14 protein-coding genes are annotated in these 14,020 nt (G+C 62.9%); 8 read left to right on the forward strand and 6 right to left on the reverse strand.

Going from position 1 to position 14,020, the window contains the following annotated elements:
- The first annotated feature begins 127 nt into the window (after positions 1–127).
- Entirely contained in the window at positions 128–1,126 is a 999-nt protein-coding gene (locus ACVWWD_RS17805) for a glycosyltransferase family 4 protein (protein WP_352551305.1), read from the forward strand.
- Positions 1,127–1,279: 153 nt separating this feature from the next.
- A complete protein-coding gene (locus ACVWWD_RS17810) occupies positions 1,280–2,506 on the forward strand; it encodes an anion transporter (RefSeq protein ID WP_352551303.1) in 1,227 nt (408 codons plus the stop codon).
- Between the two features lie 2 nt (positions 2,507–2,508).
- Here the strand turns inward: ACVWWD_RS17810 and ACVWWD_RS17815 are convergent, their stop codons facing one another.
- Positions 2,509–3,096, reverse strand: coding sequence for a TetR/AcrR family transcriptional regulator (locus ACVWWD_RS17815; RefSeq protein ID WP_023773462.1), 588 nt, complete (start codon positions 3,094–3,096; stop codon positions 2,509–2,511).
- A gap of 82 nt (positions 3,097–3,178) precedes the next feature.
- On the opposite strand from ACVWWD_RS17815, the gene ACVWWD_RS17820 reads away from it, so the two are divergent.
- On the forward strand, positions 3,179–4,075 hold the full coding sequence (locus ACVWWD_RS17820; RefSeq protein WP_352551301.1) for a crotonase/enoyl-CoA hydratase family protein: 897 nt from the start codon (positions 3,179–3,181) through the stop codon (positions 4,073–4,075).
- Here the strand turns inward: ACVWWD_RS17820 and ACVWWD_RS17825 are convergent.
- From ACVWWD_RS17825 to ACVWWD_RS17845, 5 genes are all read right to left on the reverse strand, one after another.
- Positions 4,021–4,341 (reverse strand): cupredoxin domain-containing protein, encoded by a 321-nt coding sequence (locus ACVWWD_RS17825; RefSeq protein ID WP_023773464.1) that lies wholly within the window; start codon positions 4,339–4,341, stop codon positions 4,021–4,023. The two genes, ACVWWD_RS17820 and ACVWWD_RS17825, sit on opposite strands and share 55 nt — an antisense overlap.
- Entirely contained in the window at positions 4,338–4,862 is a 525-nt protein-coding gene (locus ACVWWD_RS17830) for a DUF4142 domain-containing protein (RefSeq protein ID WP_023782940.1), read from the reverse strand. The genes ACVWWD_RS17825 and ACVWWD_RS17830 overlap by 4 nt, the downstream gene beginning before the upstream one ends.
- A gap of 106 nt (positions 4,863–4,968) precedes the next feature.
- A complete protein-coding gene (locus ACVWWD_RS17835; protein WP_352551299.1) occupies positions 4,969–5,655 on the reverse strand; it encodes an RNA polymerase sigma factor in 687 nt (228 codons plus the stop codon).
- Positions 5,656–5,744: 89 nt separating this feature from the next.
- A complete protein-coding gene (locus tag ACVWWD_RS17840; RefSeq protein ID WP_023773467.1) occupies positions 5,745–6,824 on the reverse strand; it encodes an HPP family protein in 1,080 nt (359 codons plus the stop codon).
- A 204-nt stretch (positions 6,825–7,028) separates the two neighbouring features.
- The gene (locus ACVWWD_RS17845; protein WP_023795274.1) at positions 7,029–8,216 is read right to left on the reverse strand and encodes a cystathionine beta-lyase; all 1,188 of its coding nucleotides are present in this window, start codon (positions 8,214–8,216) and stop codon (positions 7,029–7,031) included.
- A gap of 343 nt (positions 8,217–8,559) precedes the next feature.
- Between ACVWWD_RS17845 and ACVWWD_RS17850 the strand changes: the two genes are divergently transcribed.
- The 5 genes from ACVWWD_RS17850 to ACVWWD_RS17870 all read left to right on the forward strand — a co-directional run bounded on the left by ACVWWD_RS17850 (position 8,560) and on the right by ACVWWD_RS17870 (position 13,941).
- Positions 8,560–9,195 (forward strand): DUF1326 domain-containing protein, encoded by a 636-nt coding sequence (locus ACVWWD_RS17850; RefSeq protein ID WP_023773469.1) that lies wholly within the window; start codon positions 8,560–8,562, stop codon positions 9,193–9,195.
- Between the two features lie 9 nt (positions 9,196–9,204).
- Positions 9,205–10,065 (forward strand): DUF2182 domain-containing protein, encoded by an 861-nt coding sequence (locus ACVWWD_RS17855; protein ID WP_352551294.1) that lies wholly within the window; start codon positions 9,205–9,207, stop codon positions 10,063–10,065.
- A 435-nt stretch (positions 10,066–10,500) separates the two neighbouring features.
- The gene (locus ACVWWD_RS17860) at positions 10,501–11,529 is read left to right on the forward strand and encodes an amino acid ABC transporter substrate-binding protein (RefSeq protein ID WP_015318414.1); all 1,029 of its coding nucleotides are present in this window, start codon (positions 10,501–10,503) and stop codon (positions 11,527–11,529) included.
- Positions 11,530–11,591: 62 nt separating this feature from the next.
- Positions 11,592–12,779, forward strand: a complete 1,188-nt coding sequence (locus ACVWWD_RS17865; protein WP_352551292.1) for an amino acid ABC transporter permease — start codon at positions 11,592–11,594, stop codon at positions 12,777–12,779.
- A gap of 4 nt (positions 12,780–12,783) precedes the next feature.
- Entirely contained in the window at positions 12,784–13,941 is a 1,158-nt protein-coding gene (locus ACVWWD_RS17870) for an amino acid ABC transporter permease (protein ID WP_352551290.1), read from the forward strand.
- Positions 13,942–14,020: the final 79 nt, after the last annotated feature.

The following is a 14,020-nucleotide window of genomic DNA, read 5'->3' on the forward strand; positions in this document are numbered from 1 at the left end:
ATACCTGTCTGTGTGCTTCCTCCGCGCAAGTGATGTATGGAGCATCGCCAGAAACAGTCCTGCTTTCTCGAGTCCCTCGATCGTGCGGTCCGCGGGCACGGCACGGCCCCCGGATGCAGGGAATTGAATGGCCAAACGCCCGGGCCCGATAAGCACCGCGATCATGATCCACTTATTCAACGGCTTTCAGAACCCGTTTGGCGGCAGTGAGCGCGAAACCCTGGAGTTGTATCGGCTGTTGAGCGCCGACTCGCAGGTGCGCCTCTGGGCAACCTCGTCGCGCGTATCCGAAGACCTGATGCAGGAATTTCCGATACGCCGCGTCTCGCCGGCAACACGCAATGTGCCGGCTGGCGGCACCTATGTCTTTCTCGGTGCGCACTGGCGCAACAAGACGTGGCCTTATCTGATCCCGCGACCGCGCCGGCTGATCTATGTCTTCAACACCTTTCATCCCAAGATCATCGCGCTGACGACACGCAGACCGCGCCTGCTGGGTTGGCCCGGTGCCGAACTGGTGCTGATCTCCGACTTTCAGAAGCGCATGCTGCGGGTTGAGGGCGTCGTGCATCCGTCACCCATCGATATCGAGCGCTTCTCGCCACGGCAGGCAAGGCCAAACCGTCCGTTCACGGTGGGGCGGCTGAGCCGCGATACGGCGGACAAGCATCATCCTGACGATGTGGCGCTCTATGAGGCATTGCTGGCCGACGGCGATGCGGTGCGGATTCAGGGCGGCATGCCGCTCAAGGACAGGCTCGCGCCGCATACGCAACTCGAGCTCCTGCCGCAGGGTGAATTTGCCGCCGAACAGTTTTTGCCGACGCTCGACGTCTTCTATTATCGCACCGGCTCGCATGTGGAGACGTTCGGCCGTGTGGTCTTCGAGGCGATGGCCTGCGGCCTGCCGGTCGTTTGCCATTCGCATGGCGGCTACGCCGATCATATCAGGCATGGCGAAAACGGTTTCCTGTTCGAAACGACGCAACAGGCGGCACGGATCCTGGCCGAGCTTAAAGCCGACCCGGCACTGCGGTCGGCCGTGGGTCAGAAGGCGCGGCAAACCGTCGAGCAGCTGTTTTCGCCACAGGCGGTGCAACGGCGGTTGGACTTCTATCGGCGTTAGCGGCGCCACGCCGTCCGGCTTTCCAAACACCCTCGGCCAGCAATCCACGTACCCCGTTTGGCATCGATGCCGACATCGCGCTAAAGCTGGCATCACGTGAATCGCGGGGCGGCCGGCATTGGCGCGCGGACAGATCGAGCAGGGCTTCTACCGATGACATTGACCGGCGCCGCGGCACTGCTGATCCTGATCTTGACTTATGCCGGCGTCGCAATCGGCCGCATACCTGGCTTGCGGCTCGACCGGGCAGGTATCGCGCTGCTTGGCGGCGCGGCGATGATCGCCATCGGCGCGCTCAGCATGGAGGATGCCTACCGGGCCATAAATTTCGACACCATCACGCTTCTGCTCGGCATGATGATAGTCGTGGCGCATCTGAAGGTGTCGGGTGCCTTTCGCGGTCTTGGCGCCATCGCCATCGAGCACGCACATGCACCGTTCATGCTGCTGGTGATGGTGACGCTCCTCACCGGCGTGCTGTCGGCCTTCCTGGTCAACGATGCCATCTGCCTGGTCATGGCCCCGATCGTCGTCCACGTTACCCGCGTTATCAACCGCAATCCGATCCCTTATCTGATCGCCACCGCCACCGCTTCGAACTGCGGCAGCGTCGCCACCATCACGGGCAATCCGCAGAACATGGTCATCGGCGCGCTGTCGGGCATTTCCTATCCCGCCTTTTCGGCGGCGCTCGCCCCGGTCGCCTTGTTCGGCCTTGTCGCGGTGATCGTCATCGTGCGCATCGTCTACCGCGCCGAATTCACCCGCAACGGCGAACTGACGCCACACATTTCGCGCGGCCGCATGCATCGCGGCCAGGTGCTGAAGGCGGTGGTAGTCTGCATCGGGCTGGCGATCGCCTTCTTCGCCGGTGTTCCCGTAGCCAAGGCGGCGCTCATCGGCGGCGCCATTCTGCTGCTGACCCGCGCCATCAAGCCATCGCGCATCTACCGCGAGATCGACGGACCGCTGCTGTTCATGTTCGCGGGCCTGTTCGTGGTGGTTGCCGGCGCGGAAAAGACGCTGCTGACACCTGACATGATCGCCTCGGCCAAGAACATCGGGCTCGACGATGTCTGGCGGCTGTCGGGTTTCACCGCCGTGTTGTCCAACATCATGAGCAATGTTCCGGCCGTGCTGGCGCTCAGGCCTTTCATACCCGGCCTGGAAAACCCCGAGCGCGCCTGGCTGGTCGTGGCCATGAGCTCGACGCTCGCCGGTAATTTCACGCTGCTCGGCTCGGTCGCCAATCTGATCGTCGCCGAGCAGTCCAAGGCCGCAGGCACGCCGTTGTCTTTTGGCGCCTTCTTCAAGGTCGGCCTGCCGCTGACGTTGATCACGCTGTTGGCCGGTACGGGGTGGCTGGCGTTCGGCGGATAGCCCTAGGCCTGGCTGCCCGACATTCGCGCCCTGACCAGCGTGGCCGCGGCTCGTCCGGCTGCGTCGACGTAGTCGGGGTTGCGATGGATGAGCATGATCGAAAAGCAGCCATCCATCAGCAGCACGATCTCGCGCGCCAGCGCCTGCGGCCCCTCGATATGGTGGCCGGACAATTCTGCCGCCAGCCATGTCTCGAAATTGCTTTTGTGCCGCGCCCCGACCTTGACCGCCGGGTGCCCTGGCATCGAGGCAAGCTCCGCAGCGGTGCGCAGGAAGCCGCATCCCTTCCATTTCGGATGGCGCGTGGCCCGGGCCAGGTTGGCGAAGATGGCTTCGACCTTGCTGTCCACGCCCCCTTGTTCAGCCTCGAACCAGCCTGCCATCCGTTTCAGATTGGGCTGATCGCGGCCGTCGAGATAGGCTGCGATGAGGTCGTCCTTGCTCTTGAAGTGGTAATAGAGCGTCCGCTTCGTAAGACCCGCTTCCTCGGCGACGGCATCGACGCTGACACGGCCGATCCCCTCCGCGTAAAACAATCTGGTTGCTGCGTCGACAATGCGCTTGCGGGTAGGACTTTGTGCTTCGGGCATGGGTCTAAGTATACCGACTAGTGAATATACACAAGCCGCGAATGGCGTAACCTCCCATCTCGTCACCATGCTGGAGGAAGCCATGACCGATCTTGTCCTGAACGAAAACAGGGAAGGCATTGCCGTCCTTTCTCTCAACCGCCCGGAAAAGCTGAACGCGTTGAACTATGCGCTGATCGATCGCCTGCTCGCGACACTCGACGACATTGAAGTCGACGACCGCATCCGCGCGGTCATTCTGACCGGGGCCGGCGAGCGGGCCTTCTCGGCGGGCGCCGACATAGAGGAGTTCTCGGCAAGCGTGGCGCTGGGCGCCGAGATAGCGCTGCGAGACTTCGTCATGCGGGGACAGCGGCTGACGGCGAGGCTAGAAGCCTTTCGCAAGCCTGTCATCGCAGCCGTCAACGGCCTCGCCTTCGGCGGCGGCTGCGAAATCACGGAAGCCGTGCCGCTTGCAATTGCCAGCGACCGCGCGCTGTTCGCCAAGCCGGAGATCACTCTGGCAATGCCGCCGACTTTCGGCGGAACGCAGCGCCTGCCCAGGCTCGCAGGCCGCAAGCGCGCGCTCGAACTGCTTTTGACCGGCGACTGGTTCCCGCCACAGCGGGCTCTTGACCTTGGCCTCGTCAATCAGGTGGTTCCGCACGACGATCTGATGCCGGCTGCGTTCCATCTGGCCAGGCGTATCCTTCGGCACTCCGGACTGGCGGTCGCGGGCATCCTTACGGCGGTGACGAGAGGGCTCAATCTGAGCATCGCCGAAGGCTTGCTGGCCGAGGCCGAGCAGTTCGCCCGTATGGCCCCGTCAGCCGATTTGCGCGAGGCGCTAGATGCCTGGATCAGCAGGCACAGGCCCGGACACGACGGATCGTGGACGCATGTCGCGAGACCCGATGAGGCAAGACGGGCCTCCTCGGCCTTGGATCACGGCGCCACCAGCAAGCGTCCCTTCATGTTGGGATGGAAGCGGCAGAAATAGTCGACCGTTTGCGACGTCTTCAGCGTCATGCTTGCCGACTTCTTCGGCGGGATTACCACCTCCCAGCCGCCCTTCACGGTGGCCGTGTGGGCGATCACGTCCTTGTTCACCCACTCGATCGTGTCGCCGACCTTGGCATCGACGCTAGCCGGTGAAAAGACGAGTTTGTCGACGGTGACCTGGATGGTTGCCGCCGCTGCCGGCGCTGTGGATACCAACGCCAGCACGACCAGCCGCGCCAGATGATCCAAGGCGCCCGCTTTCATTTCAGCATGCCGGCGACGTGTTCGGCATGCTGCTCATGGCCTTGGAAGATCTTAAGACCGGTCTCGAGCAGGCTCTTCAGCTCGGCATTGCTGGCCGAGGGAATGAGCAGGGTTTCGAGCGCGCCATTGACCTGTTTGTGATAGGCGACCTCGTTTTCGATATAGGCCTTGTCGAAGGCAGCGCCTTTCAGCTTGGCGAGCTTGGCACGTTCCTCCTTCGCCGCCTTCGTCAGCGCCTGGCTGGTGGCGTTGTCCTCGGGCTTCACCTTGAGCTTCTTGACGAGATCGAGCGCCTGCTTGTTCACCGCTTCATGGTCGCGCTCCATGTCCTTGGCGAAATCGACGACCTCCTTGCTTTTTGACTTCTTGATCGCCTGCTTGGCCGCCTCGATGTCGAGGACGCCTGCCGTATAGGCGATATGGGCGATCTGCGGGTCGGTCGGCTTGTCGGCGGCTTTCGAGACCGGGGCAGCGCCGACGAGAAGCAGGGCTGCAAGGGCAACGGTATATCGGGTGAACATGGCATCCTCCTTGGCCCGGCCTCGCGGAGGCGCCGGGCTCGAATTTGCAGTTGACGCTCATTGGATGCGGGGCGGAGAGAAACGTTCCCGGAAAATCGGGACGGCATCATTCAAAACCCAGCCGTCCCATCACCGCCTGGGTCAGTCGATCGCAGCGCCGACCCGCGAAGGGGAAGGCATCCAGCAGCACAGGGCCGATTTCATCGTCCAGCGCCTTGCGCAACAGGGCGCGCGCCCGATGCAGTCTCGTCTTGACGGTTTCTGGCCGCAGGCCGAGCAAATCGGCGGTTTCCTCCATGCTTAGGCCCTCGATGACGCGGGCGACGAAGACCATGCGGTAGATGTCGGGCAGGCTGTCGGTCGCCCGTTCGACAAGTGCGAGAATCTGCCGCTGCGCCATCGTCCGCTCCGGATCGTCGTTGGATTTGAGGGGAAACCTGATTATCCGCGCTTCCGGATCGGCAGGCATCTCCACCGTGCGACGTCTCTTGCGCAGGCGGCCGAGCGCTTCGTTGATGACGATGCGCGACAGCCAGGTGGCGAGCGTGGATTGGCCGCGAAACGCCGCCAGGCTGGCGAAGGCGTTAACATAGGCCTCCTGGACGACGTCCTCGGCTTCGGCGTCGTTGCGCAGAATGCCGCGCGCGATGCGGTAGAGCCGCTGGTTGTGTACCTTCATGATGGCGCGAAAAGCATCCGGCTCGCGCGCCAGCGCGCGGTGGACAAGCAGCATGTCGCCGGAAGGGCTTTCGGCAATCGCCGGCACCGTGGCGGGCATTGGCTGCTTGCTCATCGCGACCGGATCTCCTCGTGCAAATGCTGCGCATTGGATGCGCCTGCCGGCAAAAGGTTCCCGGACCAGAGGGATCCGGGTTCGGTATTCTAGGCTGCCGCCAATCCCTTGTCTGCCCTCTGCACGCGTGCGGCCGCCGCCAAGAGGTCGGTCTGCGTGATCAGGCCGAGAATATGCCGCTCGCCGTCGACGATGACCACGGCATGGCTGCGCCCGTCGGTCAGCACCGGGAGCAAGCTCATCGCCGGTGTCTCGGGCCAGGCGGTGCCGGCTTTTGCCATGACGCTCTTCACTGTGTCGGTGGCTTTCGTCAGCTCGCGCAGGCCAACGGCGCCAACCAGCCGGGCATCCGCGTCGACCACGGGCAAGGTACGGATATTATGATCGAGCAGTTGCTGGCGCGCCTCGTCGGCGGTGGCTTGCTCGGACACCGAAACCACGTCGCGCGACATGATGTCCTCGCACAGCAGCGTGCGGTGTGAGCGCACCATGGCCTGCAGTTCGACTTGTCTCAGCAACCGTTCGAGGTCGTCGCGGTCGATGTCGAAGGTCTCGTCAAGTGTGGTCAGCGCCGCGTCGATATCCTCGGGCCGGAAGCCGACGCGCTGCTGAGCCGGCGCATCGGCAGTGCCGTGGCTGTTGGCGGCTGGTGTCGCGACATGCGGGTAATTGCGCCGCGCCAGCTTGTGGAAAAGGAAGCCCAGCGCCACCAGGATGGTCGAATTCAAGGCCACCGGCACGAACGGGAACAGGAAGCCCGCGCTGATGACGGCCGGGCCGCCGAGCACCGCCGTCAGCGCGGCGGCACCGCCTGGCGGATGCAGGCAGCGCGTGAACGACATCGCGGCGATGGCGAGCGCCACCGCGAGCCCCGAGGCCATCACCGGATCATGGATGAAATGTGCCACGGTCACCCCGACCAGCGCCGATATGGAATTGCCGCCGATGATGGACCAGGGTTGCGCCAACGGGCTGGCCGGTACGGCGAACAGAAGCACTGCGGATGCGCCCATCGGCGCCACCAGCAGGGCCACATGCGGGCCGCCGCCCATCGCCAGCCCGCTGATCGCGCCCGTCAGCGCGATGCCGATCGTAGCGCCGATACACGCCAGGATGCGTTCACGCAGCGTGGCGCCGGCGAGGATGGGGACAAAAAGACGAAAGGCCATTGGAGAACTTTGCGAGGACTGGATCTGTCGAGATGAGCGGCACGCATGCAGGCGAATTCGCCGATTTGAAAGTCAAACAAATCCGTAAAGTCATGATGTAAGAGAATAATATTGCGCACCGGCCTTCGCCGGAGTGCTGGCAGCGCCTCGCGTTTTGTCATCAGCGACAAGGGCTTGCGGCCCCTTTGCTGACTTTGTTTGAGGTCAGCCCGCGCGCGCCGCTGCCGCAAGCCCGCTCCGAATGTCGGCTTTCAAGTCGTCGACATCCTCTAGGCCGATCTGCAGTCGTATGAGTGGACCTTCATAAGGGCCTTTCGCAACGACGCGGTCGCCAAGCCAGACCGGCACCGCGAGGCTCTCATAGCCTCCCCAGGAGTAGCCGAGACCGAAGATCCGCAGTGCGTCGAGGAAAGCGTGCTGCTCGTGCTGGCCCCCACCGGCCAGCACGATGGAAAAGATGCCGCTCGAACCGCGGAAGTCGCGCTTCCAAAGATCGTGGTCCGGATGGCTTGGAAGGGCAGGGTGGAGCACGCGCGCCACGCCTTCTTCGCCTTCGAGCCACGAGGCGATGGCTAGCGCGCTGCGCTGGTGACGGTCGAGCCGAACACCCATCGTGCGCAGGCCGCGCAGCACTTGGTATACGTCGTCGGGTCCAGCACAGCAGCCAAGCGTGCAAAAGCTCTCGTAGAGTTGCCCCCAGCAGGCCTCATTGGCCGAGACCGTGCCGAGCAGCACGTCCGAATGGCCTGCAGGATATTTCGTCGCCGCATGGATCGAGATGTCCACGCCATGGTCTAGCGGCCGGAAATAGAGCGGCGTCGCCCATGTATTGTCCATCATCACGATGGCGCCGGCCGCATGCGCCGCCTTGGCGATCGCCGGGATGTCCTGCACCTCGAACGTGTTGGAGGCCGGCGATTCGGTGAACACCACTTTGGTGTTCGGCTTGAGCAACGTCGCGATGCCGGCGCCGATATTGGGAGCATAATATTCGACCTCGACGCCGAGCCGTTTCAGCATCGTGTCGGCGAAGTTTCTCGTGGGATGATAGACGGAATCGACGATCAGCAGATGATCGCCCGCCGATACGAAGGCCAGCAGCGGCACGGTCACAGCCGCAAGGCCCGACGGCACCGCGATCGTGCCGGCCGAGCCTTCCAGCGCGTCAATGGCATGCGCAAGAGCGTCCGTCGTCGGTGTGCCACGCGTGCCGTAAGTGTACTTCTGGCTGCGTGCGGCCATCACGGAGGCATTTGGGAATAGCACGGTCGAGGCATGCACGACCGGCGGGTTGACGAAGCCGAAATAGTCATGCGGGTTGTTACCCGAATGGGCGAGCCGCGTGTTGATGCCCATCGTGCCGGAACCCTGCTCGCTGCCGTCTTTCGCCATTCTTGGTCGCCTTGTTTGACAAGGCGCTAGCCATAATGCGGCGTCGTGGACCGTGCAACAGCCCACCGTTCGCCAGGAATGGACTTCGAATATGCCAATTCCTGGTCCCGAAGACAGCCCGCGATCTGATCCGGATTCGGACCAGCGACGCGCGGCGGCGCCCTGTCGAAAGCTTGCTCGCCAGCTGGTGAACCTATTGTAGCCGGCTGTGAAAGGTATATGATAAATTTCTAATGATAATCGCCGGATGCTTCGATCAGATGCTGCCGGATGGTTCTTGCCGGCTACCTCCTGGTCCCGATCCGGGTATCCCGCTCCAGCGAGCGGAAAGGGGAGGAATGTCATGCCTGACGTCAAATGGACGATGAAGGCGCGCGAATTCATCAACTGCAATTGTGCCTATGGCTGCCCATGCCAGTTCAATGCCATGCCGACATACGGATTCTGCCAAGCCGTCGCCGGCATGGAGATCGAGACCGGCCATCACGGCGACACCAAGCTCGACGGGTTGCGCTTCGTCGGCATCTTCAGCTGGCCCGGCGCGATACACCAGGGCAGGGGGGAGGCCGCGGTGGTTATCGACGAGAGGGCCAGCGAAGCCCAGCGTGAAGCCCTTCTCCGCATACTGGGCGGTCAGGACACCGAACCGGGCGCGACAATATTCCAGGTCTTTTCAACCACCTTGGAGAAGTTCCACGATCCGATTTTCGCCGCGATCGATTTCGAGGTCGACGTCGATGGGCGAACGGGCCGGCTGCACGTCAAGGGCGTAACCGACGGCCGCGGTGAGCCGATCAAGAACCCGGTCACCGGCGCCGAGCATCGGGCGCGCATCGACCTGCCGCACGGCTTCGAATACGCCATCGCCGAGGTCGGGCGCGGCTGGACCAAGACGACGAGCCCGATCAAATTCGAGGTGGCGGACACGCATAGCCATTTCGCCAACCTGCATCTCACGCAGAGCGGCATCGTGCATTGATCTGATCCGATGGGCGACACGGCTCTCGAGGCGGTGCTGCGTCACGACCGCGCGGTCGTGACGGCCGCGCTCGCCGTAATTGCCGTGTTCGCCTGGGCCTATGTTCTTTGGCTCGCCGCCGACATGGCCATGCCTGGTAGCCCCATGTCGGGCGGCGAGGCAGGCGACATGGCCGGGATGGACATGGCCGGGATGGACATGGCGAGCATGGATATGGGCGCTGCCGTGGCGCCGGGTTTCCGGGCGTGGGCATCGGTCGATTTCGTCTTCACCTTCACGATGTGGGCCGTGATGATGGTCGGCATGATGACGCCGTCGGTCGCGCCGATGTTGCTGCTCTATGCCGGCGTCGCCCGCAAGGCGCTGGCGGACAGCCGGCCTATCGCTTCGACGGCATGGTTTTTTACCGGCTATCTCGTCGTCTGGGTCGTCTTCAGCATCGTGGCGACGGGTGCGCAATGGCTGCTCGTCCGTTTCGGGATGCTTGATCCCTTGATGGCGGCGCACAGCGCGGTCCTCGGCGGTGTCATCCTGATCGCCGCCGGCCTCTACCAATGGACGCCGATCAAGGGCGTGTGCCTGCGCCAATGCCAGGCGCCGGTCGCGTTCCTGGCGAGCCATGGCGGATTCCGCACAACCGCGCCCGGCGCACTTCGGCTTGGCATGGATCACGGCGCCTATTGTCTCGGCTGTTGCTGGGCGCTGATGACCCTGCTGTTCGTCGGCGGTGTCATGAACGTGCTGTGGATCGCCGGCATCGCCGTCCTTGTTCTTGTGGAGAAGGTGGTTCCGGCCGGGCAATTGATCCCGCGCATCTCCGGTGCATTGATGGTTGCGGTCGGCATCTGGCTGGGCCTTCCCGCGCTTTGAGACCGCGCGCCACTTTGTCCACAAGCAATATCGACCGGCAATCATGGGGTAATCGTCGGCCGAAAGTATTCCGTTACGTCAACGTATTTCGTGCCGGGGGCAGTAACGCCGAGGTATTGCCCGGAACGGATTCTACAGCGCCGGCTCACATCTGCGTCAAATGAGCTTTGCCGATTCAAGTCGCGCTTCTGACCAGATCGCGTGCACGTTTGTCTGCAATTTAGCCATTTCAGGCAATCGATTTTCAAACCCGGTCGGATTCGGTCATTTTCCTTGACCTCACGGGAATTATCGCCTTCGATGCTGTTCGTGAATGGAAAGGCGGCGCGTCGGTTTGCGATGCGGGGTTTCGGGAATGGGACGGGATGGGAGCTGCGTTCACAAGGGAAAAAAGATCAGGGTTTGCCTGAAAAAACAGAAAAGGGTCTGTGGGTTATGAAACACATTGCTATCGGCATTCTTGGCGCCGCTACGCTCGGATTGATGGCGTCTGCCGCGTCGGCGGGCACGCTTGACACCGTCAAGGCGAAGGGCTTCATCCAGTGCGGCGTCTCGACCGGTCTGGCCGGCTTCTCCGCGCCGGACGACAAGGGTGACTGGCAGGGCATCGACGCCGATTTCTGTCGCGCGGTTGCCGCCGCCGTCTTCGGTGATGGCACCAAGGTCAAGTTCACGCCGCTCAGCGCCAAGGAACGCTTCACCGCGCTGCAGTCCGGCGAGGTCGACATCCTCTCGCGCAACACCACTTGGACGATCAACCGCGATACCGCGCTCGGCCTGAATTTCATCGGCACGACCTACTATGACGGTCAGGGCTTCATGATCAACGCCAAGAAGCTGCCCGGCGTCAATTCGGCGCTGCAGCTTTCGGGCGCCGCCGTCTGCGTGCAGAGCGGCACGACCACCGAGCTCAACCTCGCCGACTACTTCAAGGCGAACAAGATGGAGTACAATCCGGTCGTCTTCGAGAAGCTCGAAGAGGTCAATGCCGCTTATGATGCCGGCCGCTGCGACGTCTACACCACCGACCAGTCGGGCCTTTACGGCATTCGCTTGACGCTCGGCTCGCCGGCCGATCACGTCGTGCTGCCCGAGATCATCTCGAAAGAGCCGCTCGGACCTGCCGTTCGCCAGGGCGACGACCAGTGGTACCACATCGTCAAGTGGACCTATTTCGCTCTGCTCGACGCCGAGGAGCTCGGCATCACCAAGGCCAATGTCGACGAGATGAAAAACTCCGCCAGCCCGGAGATCAAGCGTGTGCTCGGCCAGGAAGCAGACACCAAGATCGGCACCGACCTTGGCGTCTCCAACGACTGGGTCGTCAACATCGTCAAGGCCACCGGCAATTACGGCGAAATGTTCGACCGCAATGTCGGCTCGGGCAGCCCGCTCAAGATTGCCCGTGGCATCAATGCGCTATGGACCAAGGGCGGCCTGCAATACGCGCCGCCGATCCGCTGATCGAAACGTGATCCGGAAGGCAGGCTCCTGCCTTCCGGTTTCTCTTTCACAGGGGACGTGACATGGCATCGCAGGAAATCCTACGCGAGGAGCCGAGCCGCGGCTCCTTCGTCAATGACCCGAGAATCCGCGGTCTCTTCTTTCAGACGCTGGTCGTCATCGTTCTGTTCGGCTCCATCTGGTGGATCGTGCAGAACGTCATCGACAATCTGCAGCGACTGCACATCGCCTCCGGCTTCGGCTTCCTCAAGGGGCGCGCCGGCTTCGATATCTCGGACACGCCGATCGCCTATACGTCGGACTCGACCTATGGCCGCGCAATTGTCGTCGGCCTGATCAACACCATCATCGTTGCCGTCGCCGGCATCATCACCGCCACCATCATCGGCTTCGTCATCGGCATCGGCCGGCTGTCGCAGAACTGGCTGGTCCAGAAGATCTGTACGGTCTATGTCGAGATCTTCCGCAACATCCCGCCGCTGCTGGTCATCTTCTTCTGGTATTCCGGCGTGCTCGCCGTGCTGCCGGCGCCGCGCGATTCCTATCATCTGCCCTTGGGCTCCTTCCTCAACCAGCGCGGCTTCTATTTTCCGCGCCCGGTCTGGGGCGACGGCTCCTGGCTGATCCTGGTCGCCCTTGTCGTGGGCATCGCGATGTCGTGGTTCGTCGCTCGCAGGGCGCGTCAGCGGCAGATGGCGACGGGCCAGCAATTTCCGGTGTTCTGGACCTCCGCCGCGCTGATCGTCGGCCTGCCGCTGCTGGCTTACGTGCTGAGCGGCTTTCCGCTGAGCTTTGATTTGCCCAAACAATCGACCTTCAACCTGACCGGCGGCTTCCAGGTCAAACCGGAATTCCTTTCGCTCTATCTGGCGCTGTCCTGCTACACGGCGGCCTTCATCGCCGAAATCGTGCGCGCCGGCATCAGGGGCGTCAGCAAGGGCCAGACCGAGGCGGCGGCCGCACTTGGGCTGCGATCCGGTTCGATCCTGCGGCTGGTCGTGGTGCCGCAGGCCATGCGCATCGTCATCCCGCCGCTGACCAGCCAGTATCTCAACCTGACCAAGAACTCCTCGCTGGCGATCGCCATCGGTTATCCCGACCTGACGGCAACGGCCGGCACCGTTCTGAACCAGACCGGACAAGCGGTCGAGGGCGTGCTGATCATGATGATCGCCTATCTCATACTCAGCCTGGTGACCTCGGCCGTGATGAACGTGGTCAACGCCAGGATGGCGCTGGTGGAGAGGTAGGACCATGCAGGAACACGATCTGTCCTGGGTGCGCACCGAAATGGCGCTGGCGCAGCCCGCGCCGGCGAGCGTCAGCGGCCCCATCGCCTGGGTGCGCAAGAACCTGATCGGCTCGGTCGGCGACACCATCCTCACCATCCTCGGCATCGTCATCGTCGCCTGGGTTCTGCCGCAGGTCATCAACTGGGCGTTCATCAACGCACAGTGGACCGGACCGGACCGCACGGTCTGCGCCACCGTCGCGCAAGGCGGCATTCAGCCCGATGGCTGGAGCGGAGCCTGCTGGGCTTTCGTCAACGCCAAGTTCGGCCAGTTCATGTTCGGCACCTATCCGGTCGAGGAGCGCTGGCGGCCAATCCTGGTCGCCATCCTGTTCGTGGCGCTGCTGGTGCCGATGCTGATGCCGCGTGTGCCGCGCAAGGGGCTGAACGCGATCCAGCTTTTCCTGGTGCTGCCGATCGTTTCCTTCTTCCTGCTGGTCGGCGGCGTATTCGGCCTGCCGCATGTCGAAACCTCGCGCTGGGGCGGGCTGCTGATCACGCTGAGCCTGTCCTTCGTCGGCATCGCCGTATCGCTGCCGCTGGGCACCGTGCTGGCGCTCGGGCGGCGCTCGAAGATGCCGATCGTCAAGATGCTGTGCATTATCTTCATCGAAGCCGTGCGCGGCATACCGCTGATCACCGTCCTGTTTTTCGTCAGCGTCATGCTGCCGCTGTTCCTGCCGGCCGGCGTCAGCTTCGATAAGTATCTGAGGGCGCTGATCGGCGTGTCGCTGTTTGCCGCGGCCTATATGGCCGAAGTGGTGCGCGGCGGCCTGCAGGCGATCCCCAAGGGCCAGTATGAAGGTGCCGATTCGCTCGGTCTCGGCTACTGGCAGAAGATGAGCTTGATCGTGTTGCCGCAGGCGCTGAAGCTGGTCATACCCGGCATCGTCAACACCTTCATCGGCATGTTCAAGGACACCAGCCTGGTCCTCATCATCTCGATGTTCGACCTGCTCGGCATCGTCAAGCAGAACTTCTCCGACGCCAACTGGGCTACGGCGCAGACCGCGAAATCCGGTCTTGTGTTCGCCGCCTTCGTCTTCTGGCTGTTCTGCTTCGGCATGTCGCGCTATTCAATGTACACGGAACGCCGGCTCGACACCGGCTACAAACGCTAAACAAAAGAACAAGGGGACCCCAGCCATGGCCACCGAAAATGCCGTCAGCGCGGAGGAGATCAAGGTCAACGCGGCCAAG

It is taken from the genome of Mesorhizobium sp. URHB0026, assembly GCF_054059755.1.

Excerpts from the sequence above, each read along its gene's own strand:
- ACVWWD_RS17850 (WP_023773469.1), top strand. The coding sequence starts at position 8,560 with ATGCCTGACGTCAAATGGACGATGAAGGCGCGCGAATTCATCAACTGC.
- ACVWWD_RS17840 (WP_023773467.1), bottom strand. The coding sequence starts at position 6,824 with ATGGCCTTTCGTCTTTTTGTCCCCATCCTCGCCGGCGCCACGCTGCGT.
- ACVWWD_RS17865 (WP_352551292.1), top strand. The coding sequence starts at position 11,592 with ATGGCATCGCAGGAAATCCTACGCGAGGAGCCGAGCCGCGGCTCCTTC.
- ACVWWD_RS17815 (WP_023773462.1), bottom strand. The coding sequence starts at position 3,096 with ATGCCCGAAGCACAAAGTCCTACCCGCAAGCGCATTGTCGACGCAGCA.
- ACVWWD_RS17830 (WP_023782940.1), bottom strand. The coding sequence starts at position 4,862 with ATGTTCACCCGATATACCGTTGCCCTTGCAGCCCTGCTTCTCGTCGGC.
- ACVWWD_RS17855 (WP_352551294.1), top strand. The coding sequence starts at position 9,205 with ATGGGCGACACGGCTCTCGAGGCGGTGCTGCGTCACGACCGCGCGGTC.
- ACVWWD_RS17820 (WP_352551301.1), top strand. The coding sequence starts at position 3,179 with ATGACCGATCTTGTCCTGAACGAAAACAGGGAAGGCATTGCCGTCCTT.
- ACVWWD_RS17825 (WP_023773464.1), bottom strand. The coding sequence starts at position 4,341 with ATGAAAGCGGGCGCCTTGGATCATCTGGCGCGGCTGGTCGTGCTGGCG.
- ACVWWD_RS17805 (WP_352551305.1), top strand. The coding sequence starts at position 128 with ATGGCCAAACGCCCGGGCCCGATAAGCACCGCGATCATGATCCACTTA.
- ACVWWD_RS17870 (WP_352551290.1), top strand. The coding sequence starts at position 12,784 with ATGCAGGAACACGATCTGTCCTGGGTGCGCACCGAAATGGCGCTGGCG.
- ACVWWD_RS17845 (WP_023795274.1), bottom strand. The coding sequence starts at position 8,216 with ATGGCGAAAGACGGCAGCGAGCAGGGTTCCGGCACGATGGGCATCAAC.
- ACVWWD_RS17860 (WP_015318414.1), top strand. The coding sequence starts at position 10,501 with ATGAAACACATTGCTATCGGCATTCTTGGCGCCGCTACGCTCGGATTG.
- ACVWWD_RS17835 (WP_352551299.1), bottom strand. The coding sequence starts at position 5,655 with ATGAGCAAGCAGCCAATGCCCGCCACGGTGCCGGCGATTGCCGAAAGC.
- ACVWWD_RS17810 (WP_352551303.1), top strand. The coding sequence starts at position 1,280 with ATGACATTGACCGGCGCCGCGGCACTGCTGATCCTGATCTTGACTTAT.